Below are 22425 nucleotides of genomic sequence, written 5' to 3' on the forward strand. Positions count from 1 at the left end.
CCGATCAGGCGGCCAGCAGGCGGCGAACGGCCCCGGCCAGTTCGGCCACGGCCTCGTCGGAATGTCCGGCGGTGAAGGCCAGGCGCAGGCGTGCGGTCCCGGCCGGGACGGTGGGCGGGCGGATGGCCACCGCCAGGAAGCCCTGGTCCTCCAGCGCCCGCGCCGCCGCCAGCGCGCGCTCGGCGTCGCCCAGCAGGATCGGCACGATCGGGCTGGCGGCGTCCGGCAGGTTCAGCGCGCGGGTGAAGGCGCGGGCCTTGCGCACCGGCCGGCCGCAGAGGTCGGGGTCCGTCTCGATCACGTCCAGCGCCGCCAGCGCCGCCGCCGCGCTCGCCGGCGGCAGGGCGGTGGAGTAGACCAGGGTGCGCGCCCGGCTCTTCAGCAGGTCGACCACCGGGCCGCTGGCGCAGACATAGGCGCCGTAGCTGCCCAGGGCCTTGGAGAGGGTGCCCATCTGCAGAGGGATGCGTGCGTCCGGCGCCAGGGCGGCGGAGCCCGCGCCGTCGCCCAGCACCCCCACCCCGTGGGCGTCGTCGGTCATCAGCCAGGCGTCGTGCGCCGCGCAGAGGTCGCTCAGGGCCTGCAGCGGCGCCAGGTCGCCGTCCATCGAGAACACTCCGTCGGTGGCCACCAGGGCGCGGCGGGCCCCGGGCCGGGCCTCGACCATGCGTCGGGCGAGGTCCTCGACGTCGTTGTGCTCGAAGGCGATCACCATCGCGCCGGACAGCCGCGCGCCGGCCCAGATGCAGGAATGCGCCAGGGCGTCGACGAACACCACGTCCTCGGGGCCCACTAAGGTCGGGATCAGGCCGGTGTTGGCGAGGTAGCCGGAGCCGAACAGGCACGCCGCCTCGGTCCCCTTCAGCAGCGCCAGCCGGGCCTCCAGCGCCGCCAGCAGCGGATGATCGCCGGTGACCAGCCGCGAGGCCCCCGCGCCGGCGCCATGCGCCTCGATCGCCGCCACGGCCGCCGCCTTCACGGCCGGATGATGCGACAGGTTCAGGTAGTCGTTGCACGAGAAGCTCAGCAACCGCCGCCCGCCGCGCTCCACCCACAGGCCGTCCTCGCGCCGGGTGGGCTGCAGGCGGCGCAGCAGGCTCTGGGCGTCCAGGGCGGCCAGTTTGGATTCGGCGAAGGCGGTCAGGGTGTCGGTCACGGCCGCGGGTTGCAGCATCTGGGGCGTCCCGGCGCAAGGCCCCGCACGCTGGGGGTCGGCGCAAGTTTTCTCACACCGCACGCAGGGTCAGTCGCGTTAGAGAGGCGCCGCCTCGGAAAGGACAACCATGCCCGACGACATCTCCGCCGCCGCCCACACCGGCCGCCCGGCCGCCTCGCCCGCCTGGCTGGACGCCGGCGCGCCCCACGTCTGGCGGCCCTACTGCCAGATGAAGACCGCGCCGCCGCCCCTGGCGGTGGCCCGCGCGGAAGGCTGCCGGCTGGTGCTCGAGGACGGCCGCGAGCTGGTGGACGGCATCAGCTCGTGGTGGACCACCTGTCACGGCTACGGTCATCCGCACATCCGGGCGGCGGTCGAGGAGCAGCTGGGCAGGGTGGCGCACGTGATGTTCGGCGGGCTGGCGCACGCGCCGGCCTACCGCCTCGCGACGCGGCTCGCGGCCCTGCTGCCGGGCGACCTGGATCATGTGTTCTTCGCCGAGTCCGGCTCCGTCGCCGTCGAGATCGCCATGAAGATGGCGCTGCAGTACTGGATCAACCGCGGCGTGGCCGGCCGCAGCCGCTTCCTGTCGTTCCTCGGCGGCTATCACGGCGACACCCTGGGCACTATGACCGTGTGCGACCCGGAAGAGGGCATGCACAGCCTGTTCGCCGGGGTGATGCCGGCCCAGCACGTCGTGGCTCTGCCCGTCGACGGCCCCTCCACTACCGCGCTGGACGCCTATCTCGCCGAGCACGGCGCCGGCATCGCCGCGATCCTGGTCGAGCCGCGGGTGCAGGGCGCCGGCGGCATGCTGTTCCACGACGACGCTGTGCTCGCCACCCTGCGCCGCCTCGCCGATGCGCACGACGTGCTGCTGGTGTTCGACGAGATCTTCACCGGCTTTGGCCGCACAGGCGACCTGTTCGCCTGCGCCGGCTCGGGCGTGACGCCCGACATCGTCACCCTGTCCAAGGCGCTGACCGGCGGGACCCTGCCCCTGTCGGCGGCGATCGCCAGCCGCCGCGTCTTCGACGCCTTCTGGTCGGACGACGCCGGCGCGGCGCTGATGCACGGGCCGACCTACATGGCCAACCCCCTGGCCTGCGCAGCCGCCAACGCCTCCCTCGACCTGTTCGAGACGGGCGCCTGGAAGGGCCAGGTGGCCCACATCGCCGCCGCCCTGGCCCGCGGACTGGAGCCCTGCCGCGGCGCGCCGGGCGTGGTGGACGTGCGGGTGCTGGGCGCCATCGGGGTGGTCGAGTTCGACCGGCCCGTGGAGTCCGGCGACCTGTGCCGGCGCTTCGCCGAGCTGGGCGCCTGGATCCGGCCGATGGGCAAGGTGGTGTACCTGACCCCACCGTTCGTGATCGGTGACGAGGACCTGGCGCTGCTGACGGGGGCCATCCGCAAGGTGGTGGCAGGGTAAGGCGAGCGAGGGCGGAACTCCTCCGCCCCGTGAAGCGCCGTGGATCGCCGGCCGCCTAGCCCACCAGCGTCCAGCCGGAGCCCGGGTTGCCGATGGTCCCGCCGCCGATGATGTGGGCGTCGTTCAGGGCCCAATAGGCGAGATTGCCGCTGGCGTCCTGGAACAGGATGTCGGCGCGGCCGTCGCCGTTCAGGTCGGCAAGGCCGGCAAAGGCCCAGGTTCCATGGGGGTTGCCGATGTCGCCGCCGCCGATGATCTGGGTCCCGTTCAGGTCCCAGCTGGCGTATTCGCCGCTGGCGTCCTCGAACAGCATGTCGGCCTTGCCGTCGCCGTTGAGGTCGCCGATCGCCTTGAGCGTCCAGGTCCCGCCCGGATTGCCGATCGCGCCGCCGGACCGGATGTGGGTATCGTCCATCAGCCAGGCGGCATAGCTGCCGTCGGCCGCCTTGAAGACGATGTCGGCCTTGCCGTCGCCGTCCAGGTCGCCCACGCCGGCGAACGTATAGCCCGCGCCGGGCGTCCCCAGGTTGCCGCCGCCCACCTTGGCCAGGCCGTGCACGTCCCAGGTGGCGTACTGGCCGTTTGAGGCGTTGAAGAACAGCAGATCCGAGGCGCCGTCGCCGTTGAAGTCGCCCGCGCCGACCAGGCCCCAGCCCGCGCCCGGGTTGCCCAGGTTGGCGCCGCCGATCTCGTGCGATCCGTCGGTCAGCCAGGTGGCCACGCTCCCGTCCGCCGCCTGGAAGGCCAGGTCCTTTTCGCCGTCGCCGTTGAAGTCGCCGGCCACCTTCAGGGTGGTGGACCCCGGATCGCCCAGCGCGCCGCCGCCGACGATGGCGGCGCCGTTCACGTCCCAGGTGGCCAGGGTCCCGTTGGTGTTGTGGAACACCAAAGTCGGGAAGGTGAATTCGTGCGTCAGGCCCAGCGGCGTCTGGCCGGAGCCGGGGTTGCCGACGGTCCCGCCGCCGATGATCGCCGTATCGTTCAGGTCCCAGGTGGCGATGGTCCCGTCGACGTTGCGGAACATCAGGTCGCTCTTGCCGTCGCCGTTGTAGTCCCCGATCGCCACCAGGCTCCAGGCGGCGCCCGGATTGCCCAGCGTGCCGCCGCCGACGATCGCCGTGCCCGACAGGTCCCAGGTGGCCAGGGTTCCGTCGACGTTCTGGAACAGCAGGTCGCTCTTGCCGTCGCCGTTGAAGTCGCCGGTCCCGACGAAGCTCCAGGCCTGGCCGGGCGAGCCGATGTTGCCGCCGCCGGTGATGGCCGCGTCGTTCAGCTGCCAGGTGGCGAACAGGCCCGCGGTGTTCTCGAACAGCACGTCGGCGTGGCCGTCGCCGTTGAAGTCGCCCACGGCCTTGACCATCCAGCCCGCGCCGGGATTGCCCAGCGTGCCGCCGCCGGTGATATGCGTGCCCGACAGGTCCCAGGTGGCCAGCGTGCCGTCGTTGTTGCGGAACAGGATGTCGGCGTGGCCGTCGGCGTTGAAGTCGCCGACGCCAGCCACGTTCCAGGCCGCGCCCGGGTTGGCGATATTGCCGCTGCCGGTCACCGTGGTCCCGGAGATCGTCCAGGCGGCGATCTGTCCGGACAGGTTGCGGAACAGCACGTCGCTCGTCCCGTCGCCGTTGAAGTCGCCCAGGCCCGCCTCGGACCAGCCCGTTCCGGGATTGCCGATCGTCCCGCCGGCGGTGATCGCCGTGTCGGAGAGCTGCCAGTTGGCCAGGCCCCCCGCCGAGTTGCGGAACAGCCCATCGGAAACCCCGTCGCCGTTGAAGTCCCCGGCCGCCGGCGTGGGCGGGCCCAGGGTGACGGTTTGGTCGGTGAACTGCACCTTCTCGATGTTGCGCAGGGTGTCGACGCCGTCGACGCTGCTGCTGACCGTCCAGGTCCCGTCGGCGTTGTGGGTCAGGGTCGCGGCGGTGGAGGCTACGGCATAGACCGCGGTGTCCGTCCCCGCGCCGCCATCCAGTGTGTCGTTGCCCGGACCGCTGTACAGGGTGTCGGCGCCCGCCAGCCCCTGCAGCAGGTGGTCGCCCGCGCCGGCGATCAGCACGTCTGCCCCGGCCGTGCCTGTCAGCGGCCGGCTGTTGCTCAGCGGCAGCACAGGCTGCGGCGACGAACCGGCGTCGAGGACGGTGTTGGTCACCGCCACGGTGCCGGCCACCGTGCCGTCGGACTTCCACAACTCCTGGCCGTTCACCGGGTCGGAGGCCTCGAAGTAGAGCTCGCCGCCCACCGCGATAAAGCTGTCGGCTGTGGTCAGGGCGTGCAGGAAGGTGGTGCCGCCGCTGGTCCCGTCCGAGACGAACAGGCCCGCGCCGTGCGCCTGGTCCGTGCCGAAGAAGAACAGCTTGCCCCCGGCCACCGTCAGCGGCTGAGGTTGCGCCAGGCCCGTGCCCACTGTGGCGGTGCTCAGCTGGGTCGTGCCGGCGGACGTGCCGTCGCTGCGCCAGATGTGGTTCACGCCGCCGGTGGTCGCGGCGAAATAGACCGCGCCGTTGAAGGCCACGAGGCCGAACGGATAGGTGCTGCCCCCGCCGGCGGCCAGGTCGGCCACCAGGTGTGCGCCGTTCGATGTGCCGTCGAAGCTCCACAGCTCCGTGCCGTGGGTCGCGTCCGTGCCGGCGAAATAGGCCACGCCGCCGACGACCGCGAAGCCGTTGATGGTCGAGGCGCCGGTCAGGCCGCCGTTCAGGGCGAAGGCGTTCGCGCCCGTGCTATCGGCGTACCAGACCTGCTGGCCGTGCACGCCGTCGTTGGCCATGAACAGCACGCCGCCGTTGAAGGCGACGATGCCCGTGGGCTTGCCGCTGGCCGAGCCGGCGGCGATGTCGGCCACCTGGTGCGTGCCGGCCGCGGTGCCGTCGGTGACCCACAGCTCATCGCCGGACGCGCTGGTCATGGCCGCGAACACGTGGCTGCCGGAGACCACCAGGTCCAGCTGATTGTAGAAGTCGAACGTGGCGCCGGCCGGGCCCAGGGTGGTGACCGAGCCCGGGGCGCCGGTGGTCGCCATCAGCGTGTCCTGGCCGTTGGAGCCGCCGAAGAAGATCAACTGGTTGCCCAGCACCACGGGCGCGCGCTGGACGTCGCCCGAGTAGAACAGAGCCGTATCCGCCGCCACGCCGTCGGCCGTGACCAGGCCGCTGCCGGCCGAGGTCGAGCCGACGAAGAACAGCTTGCCCGCGAAGGGGACCAGGTCGATGGGGCGGCCGCCGGCGATCTGGTGGGCGTCGCCCGCCGTGCCGTTGGTGGCCCACAGGCCGCGGCCGTTGGCCGCCGTGGCGCTGGTGAAGAACAACTCGTTGCCGACCACGGCCAGGCTGGTGATCGGCTCGCCGCCGACGTTGTCGGAGATCGGCGACAGGTCGATCGTGCCGGCCTGCGTGCCGTCGCTCAGGAACAGCTGCTTGGGGGCCTGGCCGTTGATGCTGGCGACGAACAGCAGCTCGGCGCCCCAGGCCGCCACGCTGGACCCGTACCCACCCTGGACCAGCTGGGACTGGTCGATGGCCAGGGAGCCGCTCGGCGAGGGCGGGTTGATGTCCTTGAGCTGGTGCGTGCCGGCCGCGGTTCCGTCGGTCGTCCACAGCTCGACCCCGGTGCTCCCGTCGTCGGCCGTGAACAGCACCTGCCCCTCCAGGAGGCTGAAGCTGGGGTTGGAGGCGCCGTTTGGATTGATGTCGGCAATCAGGTGGGTGCCGGCCATCGTGCCGTCGCTGACCCAGGGCTCGCCGGCCAGCGAGAAGTATGACTTGCCCCCGAGGATCACCGCGACGGCGCCCGAGAGGTCGCCGGTGGCCAGCTGGTGCGTGCCGGCGGGCGTGCCGTCCGTCAGGTAGACGGCGCCGTTGGACTCGAACACGTAGCCGGCGCCGGCCTGGAAGATGTTGTGGAAGCCGTCGGCCGTGACGTTCGCGATCTGGGTCGTGCCCGCCGTCGTGCCGTCGGTGATGAACGTGCCGTCGCCCGCGTGCGCGCCCTGGTAGGTGAAGTAGAGCTTGTCGCCGGTCGCGGCGATGGTCGCCCTGGCGATGGCATGGTCCAGCGCGGTCAGTTCCACCAGCCCCCCAGCCGTGCCGTCCGACGACCACAGCTGCTGGTTTCCGGAACTGTCGCCGGCCGCCTCCAGGATCAGCCGCCCGTTCACCACCCCCAGGATGTGCGGGGCCGACGAGCCCGATCCGGCCTGGATGTCGGAGACGAGGCTCGTGCCCGCCGCCGTCCCGTCGGTGACCCACAGCTCCGCGCCGTGGGCGGCGTCCGTGCCGGTGAAATAGTACTTGCCGTTGAGCGCCGTGACCGGGATCGGGTTGCTGTTGAGGACGCTGATCGCCTGCGGCGGGCCGAGCGCCACCGTCCCGGCCACGGTGCCGTCGGTGGCCCACAGGCGGTGGCTGGTGTCGTCGGCGCTGGCGAACAGCACCTCGGTGGGGGTGACAGCCGAGACGAATACGCGCGACGCCGCGCCCAGGAAGGTGACGAGGCCGGTCGTCATGTCCACCGAGAACATGCCGCTGTTGACCCCGTCCGAGCCCTCATAGATGACCTTGTGGCCCAACACGGCGGCGCCCGAGAAGCTGAACGGCGCGGCGATGAATCGCGTCCCGGCCGCCGTGCCGTCGCTGACCACAAGCCCACTGGTCTGGCCGTTGAGGCCGCCGGTCATCACCACGGTGTTGCCGGCCACCGCCAGGACCCCGGACACCGTCATGCTCCCGGTGGTCAGGGCGTAGGTGCCGGAGCTGGCGCCGTCAGTGCGCCACAGCTCCTGAGCGGAGCCGGTGCTGGCCATGAAGTATTCGACCCCGGCGATATTGGCGACCATGCTGATCGACGAGCTGGCCGACCCGGGATTGATGTCGGCCAGCAGCACGGTGCCCGCAGCCGTGCCGTCCGTGCGCCACAGCTCGCGACCGTGCACACCGTCGTCAGCGATGAAGATCGAGGTGGGCGTGCTGGTCACTGCGGTGTCTCCCGGGCGCTGGCGAAGGGGCATCTGCCGACGAGATGACACGCAACTGCGACACGCCGGCGAACCGCCGGACGATGTCGATTGTTACGAAGCACGCTACGCCCCCTACGATCCCGCAATATTGATGTCGGCGAACAGGCGGCCGTCAACCCTGAATGGAGCTTGGCGAAAGCGCCGGCTTCGGTTGGTTCGACGGCGCTTCGTCCGTGTTCGGAACGCCACGGATCTGGAGCGCGATACGCCCCTACGCCGCCCCGGCCTGCCGAGTGCAGCGGCCGATGCAGGTTTGGCGCTCGCCGCCCCCCGGAGAGGAAACGCCCCACGCGTCCAGCATCGCCGGGCGCGTGTGTGACGGAGCGGGCACCGCCCGCTCCGCCTGCCTACAGCGCGGCGCGAATCGCCTCGGCCGCCTCGCGGGCGGCGTCGATCACCGCCGGGGACACATCGCCCATGATGTAGAAGTCGTGCACCAGCGCCGGATAGTTGGCGTGGTGCGCCGGCACGCCGGCGGCGCTGAGCGCGGCGGCGTAGTCGCGGCCCTCGTGCTCCAGCGGGTCGTGGCCGGCGGTGGCGACGAAGGCCGGCGGCAGGCCGGAGAGGTCGTCCTGGCGCGCCGGCGCCATGCGCAGCTCGCACGGGTGGCCGGCGGCGGCCAGCGCCGTCTCGAACCAGGCCATCGCCGCCTTGGTCAGCACCGGCCCGTCGCGGTCTTCGCGCGATTGCGTCCAGGTGTGCGGCCAGACCGCCGGATAGAGCAGCAGCTGGAACTTCAGCGGCCGGGTGTGGTCGTCGCGCAGGTCGATGCAGACCGACGCCGCCAGGTTGCCGCCGGCGCTGTCGCCGCCGACGCCGATGCGATTGCGGTCGACGCCGAGCTCGGCGGCGTGGTCGAAGGCCCAGCGGGTCGCTGCCAGGGCGTCGTCGTGGCCGGCCGGGAAAGGGTGCTCTGGCGCCAACCGATAGTCCACCGCCAGCACCCGGGCGCCGGAGAACGACGCCAGCCGGCGACAGTGGCCGTCATGGGTTTCCAGGTCGCCGATCACGAAGCCGCCGCCGTGGAAATAGACCAGCAGGGCGCCCGGCGTCTCGGCGCCCGGCGGGGTATAGAGCCGCGCCGCGATCGGGCCCGCGGCGCCGGCGACCTTGAGATCCTTCGCCTCGACATCCTGCGGCGCGCTGGCCTGGTTCTGCGCCTGGCGCTGCATGCGATAGCCCATGCGCACCATCTCCGGCGGAATCGCCGAAAGCGGCGGCGCCTCGGCCGGCGCGGCGGCGGCCTGCTCGTCGAGCATCGCCTTGATGTGCGGATCCATGGACATCTCAGACTCCTGGGCTACGGCCGCTGCGACCGATCGTTTCTTGTTTGACCACGAACCACACGAACCACACGAACAAACTAGACCGCAAGCCGCTCGATGCGCGCTTTCGATCCCGGCGGAAAGTTTACCAGCAATCCGAGGCGAAGCCCGGTCGCTTTCAGATAATTGATCACTTGCGCCCGATGCTCGGGCGCGAGGTCACGCGCGACCTTCAGCTCCACGATGATCCCATCGAAGCACAGGAAATCGGGGACGTAGGCCTGAGCCAGCGTCACCCCCTTGTAGACGATCGCCAAGCCGGGCTTCGCCTTGAAGGGGATGGCCCGCGCAGCGAACTCAATAGCGAGGCACTCCTGATAGACCGCCTCCAGGAAGCCGCCGCCCATCACCCTGTTCACCTCGAACACCGCGCCCTGGATCCGAAAGACTTCCTCGCGGAACAGCACCCGTTCGTGTGGTTCGTGTGGTTCGTGGTTCAAATCATCCTGCATCGCCGCGCGCCAGCTTTGCCGCTCCTCACCCGACCAGGCGCCCCTTGCCTTCCCAGTAGGGCTTGCGCAGTTCGCGGCGGAGGACCTTGCCGGAGGGGTTGCGGGGGAGGACGGGGACGAAGTCCACCGACTTGGGGGTCTTGTAGCCGGCGATGCGCTGGCGGCAGTGGGCGATGATCGCCGCGGCGTCGGCGTCCGCGCCGGGCTTGAGCACCACCACCGCCTTGACCGCCTCGCCCCAGCGCTCGTCCGGCACGCCGATCACCGCCGCGTCGGCGACGGCGGGGTGGCTGAACAAGGCGTTCTCCACCTCGGCCGGATAGACGTTCTCGCCGCCGGAGACGATCATGTCCTTCACCCGGTCGTGGATGTACAGGTAGCCGTCGGCGTCCAGGAAGCCGGCGTCGCCGGTGCGGAACCAGCCGTCCTTGTCGATCGCCTCGGCGGTGGCGTCGGGGCGGTTCCAGTAACCCTTCATCACCCCGGCCGAGCGGATCTCGATCTCGCCCACCTCGCCGACGGCCGCGGCCCGGCCCTCGGTCATCACCCGCAGCTCGACGCCCGGCGAGGGCACGCCGCACGAACGCAGCCGGCCCTCCGCGTGGGCCTCCGGCGAAAGGTACGTCCCGATGCCGATGGTCTCGGTCAGGCCGTAGAGCTGGGTGAAGCTGGCGCCGAAGCGGGCCTGGGCGCGGGTCAGCACCTCTTCCGAGATCGGCGAGGCGCCGTAGTAGACCTTTTCCAGCGGGCCGAAGTCGGCCTGGTCGGCGTCCGGATGCTGCAGGATCATGTTGATCAGCGCCGGCACCAGGAAGGCCTGCTTGATGCGGTGCTCGGCGATCAGGGCCATGATCGCCGCCGGGTCCGCCTCGCGCATGACCACGGCGCGCGCGCCCTGCAGCAGGGCCAGCATGCCCATGTTGGCCCCCGCCACGTGGAACAGCGGCATGGCCACCAGCGCCGCGTCCCCGGCCTCGAACCTGGCCCATTGCCGCGTGGCGGAGTCGAACACCGCCAGATAGTTGGCCTCGGTCAGCTGCACCCCCTTGGGCAGGCCGGTGGTGCCGGAGGTGTAGAGCTGGATCACGTCGTCGGAGAGGTCCGGCGGCAGGTCCGGGTCGGTCGCCGGATAGCCGGCGATCCAGGCGCGGAAGTCCGGCCAGCGCGGATGGCCGGGCTCCATCTGGACCAGGTGATGCACCTCGGTGTGCTCCAGGATGCTGGCCGCCACGCCGGCGAAGGCCTCGCCGCAGACCAGCACCTGGGCGCCGGCGTCGCGCAGGATGAAGGCGATCTCCGGCGGCGCCAGGCGCCAGTTCACCGGCGTCAGGCAGGCCCGCGCCTTCAGGCAGCCCATCCACAGCACGAAGAAGTCGTCGCTGCCCTTGGCCAGCACCGCCACCCGGTCGCCCGGCTTCACCCCGGCGTCCATCAGGGCGTGGGCGCAACGGCTGGACGCTGCGTCAAGTTCGGCATAGCTCGTCGAGCGCCCCTCGAACCACAGGGCCTCGGCGTCCGGCCGCTCGCGGCCCTGGATGCGCGCGATGTCGGCGACGCAGCGAATGTCGATCACGGGGCGGCCCTCCCTGGGCTCGTTGGCGTTCTGGATCTTCAGGCAAAGAAAAACCCCCTCCCGAGCGTGTCGGGAAGGGGTCTTGAAAGCCTACGAAGGCTGGAAGCGGATTATTCCGCCGCCTGCTTGGGCGTGTAGCCCAGCACCGCCTTCAGCTCGAGGTATTCGGTGAAGCCGTGGTCGCCCCACTCACGGCCGTTGCCGCTCATCTTGTAGCCGCCGAACGGCGCGGTCATGTCGCCGCCGCCGCCGTTGATCGACACCTGGCCGGCGCGCAGCTTGGAGGCCACTTCGCGGACCTTGTTCATGTCGGTGCCGGAGATGTAGGCGGCCAGGCCGTACTCGGTGTCGTTGCCGATCTCCACCGCCTGGTCGACGGTTTCGTAGCCGAGGATCGACACCACCGGGCCAAAGATCTCTTCCTTGGCGATGGTCATCTCGTTGTTCACGTTGGCGAACACCGTCGGCTTCACATAGTAGCCCTTGTCCAGACCTTCCGGACGGCCGACGCCGCCGGCGACCAGGGTCGCACCTTCGTCGATGCCGGCCTGGATCAGGCGCTGGATCTTCTCCCACTGGGTCTTGTTGACCACCGGGCCCAGCTGGGCGTTGCCGTTCGGGTCACCGACGGTGGTGGACTCGGCGGCTTCCTTGGCGATGGCGATCGCCTCGCCCATGCGCTTGGAGGGCACCAGCATCCGGGTCGGGGCGTTGCACGACTGGCCGGAGTTGTTCATCACCGAGCGGATGCCGCCGCCGACCGCCGACTTGAAGTCCGCGTCGTCGAGGATGATGTTCGGGCTCTTGCCGCCCAGCTCCTGGGCCACGCGCTTCACCGTCGCCGCGGCCGCCTTGGCCACTTCCACGCCGGCGCGGGTCGAGCCGGTGAAGGACACCATGTCGACGCCCGGGTGGCTGGAGATCGCCGCGCCCACTTCCGGGCCGGTGCCGTTGACCAGGTTGAACACGCCCTTGGGCACGCCGGCGGCATGCATCACCTCGGCCCAGATGATCGCCGAATAGGGCGACTCTTCCGACGGCTTCAGCACCATGGTGCAGCCCGTGGCCAGCGCCGGCACCACCTTGCAGGCGATCTGGTTGATCGGCCAGTTCCAGGGGGTGATCAGGCCGCAGACGCCGATCGGCTCCTTGACGATCCGGGTCGGGCCGCGGTCTTCCTCGAACTTGTAGTTCTTCAGCACCTCGATGCCGGTGGCGATGTGCGCCATGCCGATCGGGGCCTGGGCGCGCTGGGCGAGCGACACCGGGGCGCCCATTTCCTCGGTGATGGCGGCGGCCACGTCGGGGAAGCGCTTCTGATATTCCGCCAGCACGCGCTGCAGCAGCTCGATGCGCTCTTCGCGGGTGGTCTGCGAGTAGGTCTCGAAGGCCTTGCGGGCGGCGGCGACGGCCTTGTCCACGTCGGCGGCCGAGCCGGCGGAGATGTGACCGCTGACTTCCTCGGTCGCGGGATTGATCACGTCCAGGCTCTTCGGGGTGACCGGGTCGACCCATTCGCCGTCGATGTAGAATTTCATGTATTCGCGCATGCGCTGCTCCTTGGGCCCCATCCTTATCGCCCCCGGCCTTCGCGGCCGGGGAGCCGTTCGGCGGCGCATATTAGTGATCGCGGTTCAGAGGGGAAGACTGCCGTTGCGGAAAACAACGAACTGAGCGGCGCGAGGGCGTTCACCAGTGCGGATGCGGCGCCTCGCCATCCAGCGCTTCCTCGATCCGCCGGCGCGTGGAGGGGGTGACGCCGTCCGGCAGGGCGTCGGGCGCGAACCAGGCGATCTCGGCGATCTCGCCGGTCTGGGTGGGGGTCGTCGCCTCCCAGGCCTCCACCCGGTAGATCAGCACATGGTCGCCGGGAAACCGCACGTGGTTGGAGTGGAACGACAGCAGCCGCGCCCGCCCGGTCATGCGCACCCCCGCCTCCTCCAGCAGCTCGCGCTCCAGCGCCTCTTCCGCCGTCTCGCCGCGCTCGACCCCGCCGCCGGGCATGTACCAGCCCTTCACATAGGTGTGCCGGATCAGCAGCACCCGCCCCTCGGCGTCGGTCACCAGCCCCCGCACGCCCAGGGTCATGGCGCGGGTGCGACGGGCGGCGGCGCGGTACAGCGGCCGCAGGATGGGTTCGAAACGCATGCGCCAGGACATGGCGCCGAGGATAGCGCGGTTCGGTGGCGTATGGCGCCGCCGCGAGCTGCGGCGTCGCGGGCCTATATTTGAACCACGAACCACTCGAACCACACGAACAGAGCCGTATTCGACCCCACGCTCACCGCTCACCCCGGCGAAGGCCGGGGCCTAAGCACGACTCGCCACGGGCAGGAGCTTTCGGCGCCAGACTGGGCCCAAGCCCAGCAATTTCAAGCTCTTGCCTGGGTCCCGACCTTCGTCGGGATAGGCGGAATTTTGGGGGACCCTTTCGTGTGGTTCGTGTGGTTCGTGGTTCCAAAGGCGGAAGCTGCTGGCCCCCCCGCCCTTGCGGCGGTCGGCGGCGCTCGCTAAAGCCGGGCGTCTCTCTAAGGCTTGGAGCCCGCAATGGCCGCCATCGGCACGATCGCCCTGTTCATCATCGCCCTCGCGGCCCTGAACCTCTACGAATTCAAGCGGGTCGACTAGCCTTCGATGCCGGACCGCGCCGGGACCCGAGGCTGGGCCCTCGTCACCGGCGCCGGCCGGCGGATCGGCCGGACGCTGGCCATCCAGGCCGCGCGCGCCGGCTATGACGTGGTCGTCCACGTCCGCGCCGATCCGGAGGCCGGACAGGACACCGCCGCCGAGATCGTCCGGCTGGGCCGGCGCAGCCATATCGCCGCCGCCGACCTCTCCGACGCCGAGGCCCTGCCGGGCCTGATCGGCGCCGCGGACGAGCCGGTGACCCTGCTGGTCAACTGCGCCTCCCTGTTCCAGGACGACCGCCCGCAGAGCCTGACCGCCGCGAGCTTCGACGCCCACATCGCCGCCAACCTGCGCGCGCCGGTGCTGCTGGCCCAGGCCTTCGCCGCCGCCCTGCCAGCCGATCGCCACGGCCAGATCGTCAACATCATCGACCAGCGGGTCTGGCGCCTGACCCCGCAGTTCTTCAGCTACACGCTCAGCAAGTCGGCGCTGTGGACCGCCACGCGCACCCTGGCCCAGGCGCTGGCCCCGCGCATCCGGGTGAACGCCATCGGCCCCGGGCCGACCCTGGCCTCGATCCACCAGTCGGACGACACCTTCGCCGACGAGGCCTCGGCGGTTCTGCTCGGCCGCGGCCCGCATCCCGACGAGATCGCCGCGGCCCTGGCCTATCTGATTGACGCTACGTCCGTGACGGGCCAGATGATCGCCGTCGATGGCGGCCAGCACCTGGCCTGGCGCACGCCCGACGTCCAGGGCGACTGACATGTCCGTTCCCAAGGAGGCCGCCGCCGAACCCCACGCCGCCACGCCCGACCCGGCGCTGAAGATCCTGGTCACCAAGGTCTTCGTCCGCGGTCTCAAGGTCGACGCCGAGATCGGCGTCTACGACCACGAGATGCACCGCCGCCAGCCGCTGGTGGTCGATGTGGAACTGGATGTGGCCGCGGGCGGCTGGCGCCACCTGGCCGACACCGTCAACTACGAGCGGGTGGTGCAGGCCGCCCAGGCCATCGCCGCGGCGGGCCATATCGGCCTGGTGGAGAGCTTCGCCCAGCGCCTGGCCGAGGCCTGTTTCGATGAGCCCCGGGTGCTGCGCGCCCGCGTGCGGGTGGAAAAGCCCGAGGCGCTCGCGCCGCACGCCGCCGCCGCTGGCGTCGAGATCACGGCTGTGCGAGCCTGAGGCCCTGCGCCGCAGGCCGGGACCCTTTCCCTTAGGCCGGCGGTTTCCTTTCGAAGAAGGCTTCGAAGGCATGAGCGACGTCCCGATCAATCCGCAACCGCCGCAGCCGGCGCCGCCGCCGATGGCGAGCACTGACGAGCGGACCTTGCCGATCATCGTCTATGTGCTGTACCTCGCCGGCCTGTTCACCGGCGGGCTGACCACCCTGGTCGGCCTGGTGATCGCCATGGGCAGCCGCGCCGCGGCCCCGCCGCTGGCCGAGACGCACTATCGCTTCCAGATCCGCACCGGCGCGGTCGCCTTCGCCATGGCCGTGCTCGGCAGCCTGGTGTTCCTGGTCGGCCTGCCGCTGCTGCTGATCCTGGTGGGCGTCTTCTTCCTGAAGTTCGCCTTCCTGATCTGGGGCCTGGCGGCGCTGTACGTGGTGGTGCGCTCGATCGTCGGCCTGGTGCGGATCGGCAACGGCGAGGCCTACCCGACCCCCGACAACTGGCTGCTGTAAGGGGCCGGGCGCAGGCGCGCCCGCGCGGCGCCGGTCAGGCCGGCGCCAGCTCGCGCCGCACCATGCGGGCGTAGTCGTCCATCAGGCTCAGCGAGATGTTGCCCGGCGTGAAGCGATGCTCACCGATCTCCGACACCGGCGTCACCTCCGCGGCGGTGCCGACGATGAAGCATTCGCTGAACGTGGGCAGTTCGTCCGGCGTGATGTGCCGCTGCACCACCTCGAAGCCCTTGCTGCGGGCCAGCTCGATCACCGAGCGGCGGGTGATGCCGTCCAGGAAACAGTCCGGTTCGGGGGTGTGCAGCACGCCGTCGCGGACGAAGAACACGTTGGCGCCGGTGGCCTCGGCCACGTAGCCGCGCCAGTCCAGCATCATGGCGTCGGCATAGCCTTCACGCTCGGCCGCGTGCTTGGAGATGGTGCAGATCATGTAGAGGCCGGCCGCCTTGGAGGCGGTCGGGGCGGTGTTGGGGGCCGGGCGGCTGTACCTGGCCCAGGTCAGGCGGATGCCCTTGGCCTTCTCTTCCGGCTTGAAGTAGCTCGGCCACTCCCAGGCGGCGATCGCCACGTGGATCTTGGACGCCTGGGCCGAGACGCCGATGGTCTCCGAGCCGCGCCAGGCGATCGGACGCACGTAGCAATCGGTCAGGCCATTCCTGGCGCACACCGCCAGGCTGGCCTCGTTGATCTGTTCGACGGTCCAGGGGATCTGGAAATCCAGGATTTCGGCGGAGTTGAACAGGCGGCGCGTGTGCTCGTCGAGCTTGAAGATCTCGCCGCCATACATCCGCTCGCCCTCGAACACCGCCGAGGCGTAGTGCAGAGCGTGGGTCAGTACGTGCACCTTCGCCTCGCGCCAGGGCACGAACTGGCCGTCCAGCCAGATCCAACCGTCGCGATCATCGTAGGGAACGAGTGACATTGCTCCAAAAACCTCCTTTGGAAAGGAAGCGCTCCTTAGACGCTCCCGCCCCTCGCCCGTCAAACGAATTGGACCCCCAGATCATGAGCGCCACGCGATGAACGCCGATCCCCGCCTGATCCTCCGGGAGGACGAGCTGGACCTGGGGCTGGAGCTGATCCTGCTGGCCGAGACGGCGATCTGGCTGGAGGTCGACGCGGCGCTGGCCGCCGAGTCCGACGGCCTCAATCGATCGCACTGGCGGGCCCTGTTCCTGATCCGCCGCCGGCCGGGGCTGGGCGTGCTTGATCTGGCGGCGCTCACCGGCCTCTCCAAGCAGTCAGCCAGCAAGACCCTGGGCGAGCTGGAGCACGCGGGCCTCGCCGACAAGCCGCGCGGCGACCTGGACGGGCGGCGCAAGGGGGCGGTGCTGACCCTGGCGGGCGAGACGCTGGAGGCCCGCATCGCCGAGCGCCTGCGAGCGCGCATCGCCGGCGCCTACCGGGCCGGCGGCGCCGAAGCCGTGCTGGGCGCCCGAAAGGTGCTGGCCGCCGTGGCCGGGCCGCGCCTGACCGGGCGGCGGGAAGGATAGAGGCCTTCGCGGCAAAGGGCGGACCCCCTCACCTTCCCACGCCCCTTGCTTGCGCAAGGCGCGCGGGCCCCTCCCTCTCCCTCCGGGAGAGGTGAGCTAAACCTTTGCCCACACGGAGGAAATTACCTCTCCCATAGGGAGAGGAAGGGGCCCAAGGTCGGCGCGACAGCGCGGAGCTTGGGAAGGTGAGGGGTTTCGCCGCCCGCCACCGGACCACATGCCCCGTGGGCGCCCTTGCCGCCGCCGTCCGGAACGCGCATCTGGCGACCATGCCCGTCTCCAGCGCCTACCGCCCCACCCCTCGCCTGCCGGCTCTTGGCGGAGAGTTCTACGACCCGGTGGCGGCGGCGGACTTCCCGCAGACGATCCTGCGGTTCCGCAACGACCGGGCGGCGGCCACGGTGGGCCTGGAGACGCTGACCGACGCCGAGTGGATCGCCCACTTCGGCCGTTTCCAGCCCCTGCCGGACAACCTCCCCCAGCCGCTGGCGCTGCGCTACCACGGCCACCAGTTCCGGGTTTACAACCCCGACCTCGGCGACGGGCGCGGCTTCCTGTTCGCCCAGTTGCGCGAAGCCGCGAGCGAGGACGCCGCGAACGGGCGGCTGCTGGACCTGGCCACCAAGGGCTCGGGCCAGACCCCCTGGTCGCGCGGCGGCGATGGCCGGCTGACGCTGAAGGGCGGGGTGCGCGAGGTGCTGGCCACCGCCATGCTGGAGGCCCTGGGCGTGCCCACGTCCCGCTCGTTCTCCCTGGTCGAGACCGGCGAGGCCCTGACCCGGGGCGACGAACCCAGTCCCACGCGCTCGGCGGTGCTGACCCGGCTGTCGCACAGCCACATCCGCTTCGGATCGTTCCAGCGGCACGCCTTCAACGAGCAGCCGGCGCTGATCACGGCGCTGATCGAGCACGTCATCGAGAGCTACTATCCGCAGCTGCACAATGCGGCCCAGCCGGCCGTCGCCCTGCTGGGCGCCGTCGCCGAGAAGGCGGCCACGCTCACCGCCCGCTGGATGACCGCCGGCTTCGTGCACGGCGTGCTCAACACCGACAACATGAACATCACCGGCGAGAGCTTCGACTACGGGCCCTACCGCTTCCTGCCGCGCAACGACCCGAACTTCGTGGCCGCCTATTTCGACCAGTCCGGGCTCTACAGCTTCGGACGCCAGCCCGAGGCGGTGTTCTGGAACCTGCGCCAGCTGGCGGGGACCTTCACCCTGGTCGCCGAGGCCGACCCGCTGGTGGAGGTGCTCAACGGCTATTCCGCCCTCTACCGCGACGCCCTGCGGACCGCGATGCTGGACCGGCTTGGCCTGAAGTCCGCCGGCGACGACGCCGACGTCGCCCTGGTCAACGCCGCCTTCAAGGCCCTGGCCGAGGGCGGCGAGGGACTGCGCTGGGAGCCGTTCTTCTTCGACTGGTTCGGCGGGACCGCCTCCGAAGCCCGCGCCCTGGCCGGTCCGCGCCAGGCCCTGTACGCCGGCGAGGCGTTCGCCGAGTTCCGCGCCCGCCTGGCGGACTTCCAGGCCGAGCGCCCCGAACGGCTGGCGCACCCGTACTTCGCCGCCCCGGATCCGGAAGAGCTGCTCTACGACCAGATCGAGGCCCTGTGGGCCCCGATCACCGAGGCCGACGACTGGTCGGCGTTCGAGGCCAAGCTGGCGGCGATCGAACGGGCGCGGGTGGGCTGGGGGGTGGCGGCTAGCGCCTGAGGCCGCGGTCAATTCGTCCCATGCGGAATATTCCGCGCTTTCCCGCCGTCTCCTCCGCGCCTATGAGGACGGGCGGTCGGCAGAGGGGTGACGGGGAGGACGATGGGGCGGTTCGGGCGGTTGATCGCCCTTTCCTTGCTGGTGGTCGCCATGGCGATGCAGGGCCTGAGCCCCGCGCGCGCGGCGAGCATGCGCCTGGACGCCTTCGGCCAGCCGATCTGCTCGGGCGACGGCGTGCAAAGCCCGTCGGACGACAGGAAGGCGCCGCTCCACCAGACGCACGACTGCTGCGCCGCCGCCTGCGCCCAGGCGTTCGCCGCCATCGCGCCGATGCAGGACAGCGGCGTCGCCATCGCCTGGCCGACGCAGGCGCGCACCCGCTATGCCGCCGGCCGCCACAGCCTCGGGCCGCGCGGGCCGCCCGACCGGCCGCCGGTCGCCCGCGGTCCCCCCACCCTCGCCTGACGAACCGAGCCGGCGCGCCCCGACGGGCCGCGCCTTCCGTTTCGCCTGGCCGCCGCCACGTGCGGGCGCGCCACCTGGGGCTTCTCAATCATGTCACCGAAATTCCTGCTCGCCGCCGGCGCCGCTGCGCTGGCCGCGGGCCTGGCGGGGCCGGCTTTGGCCGCCGACGCCGACGCCGCCCTCGACACCCCGGTCGCGCCGGTGGAGGTCATCGCGCCGCCTTCGGTCGACCGCGCCGAACGGCCGGTGAAGACCGAAAGCATCACCGCCTCGACGATCACGGCCACGGTCAACGCCGTGAACACCGAGGACGCGCTGAAGTACCTGCCCGGAGTGCTGATCCGCAAACGCCACATCGGCGACACCCAGGCGCCGCTGGCCACGCGGACCTCGGGCGTCGGCTCGTCCGCGCGCAGCCTGATCTATGCCGACGGCGTGCTGCTGTCGGCGCTGATCGGCAACAACAATACCACGGCCTCGCCGCGCTGGGGCATGGTGGCGCCGCAGGAGATCGCGCGCATCGACCTCAGCTACGGCCCGTTCGCCGCGGCGTACCCGGGCAATGCGATCGGCTCGGTGGTGGAGATCACCACCCGCATGCCGGACCACCTGGCGGCCGGCCTCGATGTCACCGGCGCCTGGCAGGCCTTCAACCAGTACGCCACGCACCGCGACCTCGGCTCGGGACAGGTCAGCGGCTACGTCGGCGACCGCTTCGGCCGGCTGTCGGTCTGGGTCAGCGCCAACCACCTGGACACCACCGGCCAGCCGCTGAGCTTCGTCACCGTGACCCAGCCGTCCGGGACCAGCGCCTCGGGGACGCCGGTCACGGGCGCGATCGCCGATCTCAATCGCACCGGCGCGGCGATCCAGGTGCTCGGCGCGGGCTCGATCGAGCACCAGTTGCAGGACAACGGCAAGATCAAGCTGGCCCTCGACCTGGGCCACGACATCACCGCCAGCTACCAGGTGGGACTGTTCTCCAACCGGGTGGACGCCACGGCGCAGAGCTATCTGACCGACGCCGCCGGCGCCCCGGTCTACGCCGGCGCGCTGAACATCGGCGGCCGGCTCTACACAGTGGCCGCCAGCGCCTTCTCCAACGGCGTCTACCGCTACGACGAGACGCATGTGATGCAGGCCTTCAAGCTGGCTTCGCACAAGGGCGGCGCCTTCGACTGGGAAGCCATCGCCAGCGTCTACGACTATGACACTGACCGCCAGCGCACCCCCACGACGGCGCTCCCGGCGGCCCAGGCGGGCGACGCGGGGAGCATCACCGACATGGCCGGGACCGGCTGGGCCACCTTCGACCTGAAGGGGGTCTGGCGGCTGCCGTCCAACGAACTGAGCTTCGGCTTCCACGGCGACCGCTACCGGCTGGTCAGCGATCGGTACAACACCAGCGACTGGATCCATGGGTCGGCGAGCGCGCTGGCGGCGGCCTCCCTGGGCAGGACCGGGACCGTGGGCGTCTGGGCGCAGGACGCCTGGTCCCTGGCCTCCGACTGGAAGCTTACTGTCGGCGCCCGCCTGGAGCATTGGCGCGCCTATGACGGGCTGAACTATTCCGCCGCCCCGGCCCTGAATGTCGCCCAGCCTGAGGTGACAGCGACCCACGTCTCTCCCAAGGCGTCCCTCGCCTGGACGCCGTCGCTGAACTGGCGAGTGACCGCCTCCTATGGCGACGCGTACCGCTTTCCGACGGTGCAGGAGCTCTACCAGGCGATCACCACCGGCGTGGTGCTGAGCACGCCCAATCCCAACCTGCGGCCGGAACATGCCCGCTCCGGCGAACTGTCGCTCGAGCACGGCTGGACCGGGGGCCACGCCCGGGTCTCGGCCTTCGGCGAATGGGTGGACGACGCCCTGATCTCCCAGACGGCGCCGCTGGTCGCCGGATCGACCCAGCTGTTCAGCTACGTCCAGAACATCGGCCGCACCCGGGCCCTGGGCCTCGAGGCGGTCGCCGAACAGCAGGACGTGCTGGTGAAGGGCCTGACCCTGTCGGGCAGCGCCGTCTACGTCGACGCCAGAACGCTCAGCGACCCCGCCTTCGCCGCCGCGGTCGGCAAGCGGCTGCCGCAGGTCCCGCGCTGGCGCGCCACGGCCCAGGCCAGCTATGCGGCGACGTCGCGCCTGACGCTCAGCGCCGCGGTCCGCTATGCCTCGCGGGTGTTCGCCACCATCGACAATTCCGACCCCGTCACCCACACCTACCAGGGCTTCGACGGCTACCTGGTCGGCGACCTGCGCGCGACCTGGCGGCTCAACGATCACGTCACCGCCGCCGTGGGGATCGATAACCTGGGCTCCGACAACTACTTCCTGTTCCACCCCTTCCCGCAGCGCACGGTGCTCGCCGAGCTGAAGTGGACGCTTTGAGGGTTCCCATGTCCAAGCCACATACCTGGTCCAAGCGACGAATCCGGACCGCCCGCCGCGCCGCCATCGCCACGGCCCTGGCGTTGCTCGCGGGCCAGGCGGCCCAGGCCCATGTCGTGCTGACGGTCCGCCAGGCCAGCGTCGGCGCGTTCTACACAGGCGCCCTGCACGTCGGGCACGGCTGCGGCGGATCGGCGACCACCGCCCTGCGCGTCGAGATCCCCGCCGGCGTCGACGACGCCAAGCCGCAGCCCAAGCCGGGCTGGACGCTGGAAATCGAGCGCGAACCGCTGGCCTCGCCGCACCGGGGCGAGGGCGGCGAGACCGTCGCCACCCGAGCCAAGGCGATCACCTGGCGCGGACGCCTGCCGGACGACGAGTTCGACGAGTTCGGCCTAGCCGCCCGACTGCCGGCCGCGCCCGGCGTGCTGGCGTTCCCGGTCGTGCAGACCTGCGAACAGGGCGAGACGCGCTGGACCGAGCCGCCGGCGGCGCCCGGCCAGCCACGCCCGACCCATCCCGCACCGACCCTGACCGTCCTGCCCAAGGCCGACGACGGCATGGCCGGCATGGACATGTCCCACCAGTGACACCGCCGCCAAGGAGCCGTTCCGCCATGAAGCCGCTGATCCTCGCCGTCGCCGCCGCCGCGGCCGTCGCCACCGCCAGCCAGGCCGCCGCCCCGGCCATCGCCGTCTCGGACGCCTGGGCCCGCCCGACCCCGCCTGGCGCCACCACTGGCGCGGTCTACGCCACCCTGACCAATCGCCAGCCGATCGCCGACGCCCTGCTGTCGGCCACCAGCCCCGAGGCCGCCAAGGTCGAGTTCCACAGCATGACGATGACCGGCGGGGTGATGCACATGAACGCGGTCACCGGCCCGCAGAAGCTGCAGCCCGGCGTCGCCCTGCGCTTCGACCCCGGCGCGGCGCACATCATGCTGGTGGGCCTGAAGGCCCCGCTGAAGCTGGGCGGCCACGTCACCGTCGTGCTGCGCTTCGCCCGCGCGGGCGTCATCACCGTCGAGGCCCCGGTCAGCAACGCCGCCCCGGACGGCATGGCCGGGATGAAGATGTAGTCTCAGCCCTCTCCCCATCGCAGACGGGGAAAGGGA

Annotated in this window: 18 protein-coding genes; 10 read left to right on the plus strand and 8 right to left on the minus strand. The window is 71.0% G+C overall.

The window, feature by feature from the left end:
- Positions 1 to 4: 4 nt before the first annotated feature.
- On the minus strand, positions 5 to 1174 hold the full coding sequence (gene bioF / locus ACO2Q3_RS14155; protein WP_423307531.1) for an 8-amino-7-oxononanoate synthase: 1170 nt from the start codon (positions 1172 to 1174) through the stop codon (positions 5 to 7).
- 109 nt (positions 1175 to 1283) lie between these two features.
- Here bioF and ACO2Q3_RS14160 point away from each other — a divergent pair, with 109 nt between their 5' ends.
- The gene (locus ACO2Q3_RS14160) at positions 1284 to 2585 is read left to right on the plus strand and encodes an adenosylmethionine--8-amino-7-oxononanoate transaminase (RefSeq protein WP_423307533.1); all 1302 of its coding nucleotides are present in this window, start codon (positions 1284 to 1286) and stop codon (positions 2583 to 2585) included.
- Positions 2586 to 2640: 55 nt separating this feature from the next.
- Here ACO2Q3_RS14160 and ACO2Q3_RS14165 read toward each other — a convergent pair whose 3' ends face one another.
- From ACO2Q3_RS14165 to ACO2Q3_RS14190, 6 genes are all read right to left on the minus strand, one after another.
- Complete coding sequence (locus tag ACO2Q3_RS14165; protein WP_423307535.1) at positions 2641 to 7548, minus strand: beta strand repeat-containing protein; 4908 nt, start codon at positions 7546 to 7548, stop codon at positions 2641 to 2643.
- A gap of 389 nt (positions 7549 to 7937) precedes the next feature.
- A complete protein-coding gene (locus ACO2Q3_RS14170; protein WP_423307537.1) occupies positions 7938 to 8876 on the minus strand; it encodes an alpha/beta hydrolase in 939 nt (312 codons plus the stop codon).
- Positions 8877 to 8953: 77 nt separating this feature from the next.
- Positions 8954 to 9367 carry a GxxExxY protein gene (locus ACO2Q3_RS14175; RefSeq protein ID WP_423307539.1) on the minus strand — a complete coding sequence of 138 codons (414 nt, stop codon included), beginning with the start codon at positions 9365 to 9367 and terminating at the stop codon, positions 8954 to 8956.
- A 25-nt stretch (positions 9368 to 9392) separates the two neighbouring features.
- Positions 9393 to 10940, minus strand: a complete 1548-nt coding sequence (locus ACO2Q3_RS14180; protein WP_423307541.1) for a long-chain-fatty-acid--CoA ligase — start codon at positions 10938 to 10940, stop codon at positions 9393 to 9395.
- Positions 10941 to 11050: 110 nt separating this feature from the next.
- Positions 11051 to 12490 carry an aldehyde dehydrogenase family protein gene (locus ACO2Q3_RS14185; protein WP_423307543.1) on the minus strand — a complete coding sequence of 480 codons (1440 nt, stop codon included), beginning with the start codon at positions 12488 to 12490 and terminating at the stop codon, positions 11051 to 11053.
- Positions 12491 to 12629: 139 nt separating this feature from the next.
- Positions 12630 to 13088: an NUDIX domain-containing protein gene (locus ACO2Q3_RS14190; protein WP_423307545.1), complete on the minus strand. Its 459-nt coding sequence runs from the start codon at positions 13086 to 13088 to the stop codon at positions 12630 to 12632.
- 486 nt (positions 13089 to 13574) lie between these two features.
- Between ACO2Q3_RS14190 and ACO2Q3_RS14195 the strand changes: the two genes are divergently transcribed.
- From ACO2Q3_RS14195 to ACO2Q3_RS14205, 3 genes are all read left to right on the plus strand, one after another.
- Positions 13575 to 14333, plus strand: a complete 759-nt coding sequence (locus ACO2Q3_RS14195) for an SDR family oxidoreductase (protein ID WP_423307547.1) — start codon at positions 13575 to 13577, stop codon at positions 14331 to 14333.
- A gap of 1 nt (position 14334) precedes the next feature.
- Positions 14335 to 14751: a dihydroneopterin aldolase gene (gene folB / locus ACO2Q3_RS14200; protein ID WP_423307549.1), complete on the plus strand. Its 417-nt coding sequence runs from the start codon at positions 14335 to 14337 to the stop codon at positions 14749 to 14751.
- A 70-nt stretch (positions 14752 to 14821) separates the two neighbouring features.
- Positions 14822 to 15253, plus strand: coding sequence for a DUF4870 family protein (locus ACO2Q3_RS14205; RefSeq protein ID WP_423307551.1), 432 nt, complete (start codon positions 14822 to 14824; stop codon positions 15251 to 15253).
- A gap of 34 nt (positions 15254 to 15287) precedes the next feature.
- On the opposite strand, the gene ACO2Q3_RS14210 is transcribed toward ACO2Q3_RS14205, so the two are convergent.
- Complete coding sequence (locus ACO2Q3_RS14210; RefSeq protein ID WP_423307553.1) at positions 15288 to 16175, minus strand: branched-chain amino acid aminotransferase; 888 nt, start codon at positions 16173 to 16175, stop codon at positions 15288 to 15290.
- Between the two features lie 97 nt (positions 16176 to 16272).
- On the opposite strand from ACO2Q3_RS14210, the gene ACO2Q3_RS14215 reads away from it, so the two are divergent.
- The 6 genes from ACO2Q3_RS14215 to ACO2Q3_RS14240 all read left to right on the plus strand — a co-directional run bounded on the left by ACO2Q3_RS14215 (position 16273) and on the right by ACO2Q3_RS14240 (position 22389).
- Complete coding sequence (locus ACO2Q3_RS14215; RefSeq protein ID WP_423307555.1) at positions 16273 to 16746, plus strand: MarR family winged helix-turn-helix transcriptional regulator; 474 nt, start codon at positions 16273 to 16275, stop codon at positions 16744 to 16746.
- A gap of 269 nt (positions 16747 to 17015) precedes the next feature.
- A complete protein-coding gene (locus tag ACO2Q3_RS14220; RefSeq protein WP_423307557.1) occupies positions 17016 to 18461 on the plus strand; it encodes a protein adenylyltransferase SelO in 1446 nt (481 codons plus the stop codon).
- Between the two features lie 120 nt (positions 18462 to 18581).
- A complete protein-coding gene (locus ACO2Q3_RS14225) occupies positions 18582 to 18926 on the plus strand; it encodes a hypothetical protein (RefSeq protein ID WP_423307559.1) in 345 nt (114 codons plus the stop codon).
- 90 nt (positions 18927 to 19016) lie between these two features.
- Entirely contained in the window at positions 19017 to 21311 is a 2295-nt protein-coding gene (locus ACO2Q3_RS14230) for a TonB-dependent receptor (RefSeq protein WP_423307561.1), read from the plus strand.
- 8 nt (positions 21312 to 21319) lie between these two features.
- Complete coding sequence (locus ACO2Q3_RS14235) at positions 21320 to 21901, plus strand: YcnI family protein (protein ID WP_423307563.1); 582 nt, start codon at positions 21320 to 21322, stop codon at positions 21899 to 21901.
- Positions 21902 to 21927: 26 nt separating this feature from the next.
- Positions 21928 to 22389: a copper chaperone PCu(A)C gene (locus ACO2Q3_RS14240; RefSeq protein ID WP_423307565.1), complete on the plus strand. Its 462-nt coding sequence runs from the start codon at positions 21928 to 21930 to the stop codon at positions 22387 to 22389.
- Positions 22390 to 22425: the final 36 nt, after the last annotated feature.

Origin of the sequence: Caulobacter sp. KR2-114, assembly GCF_049446115.1 — a bacterium.
In the GTDB taxonomy this organism is placed as follows: domain Bacteria; phylum Pseudomonadota; class Alphaproteobacteria; order Caulobacterales; family Caulobacteraceae; genus Acaudatibacter.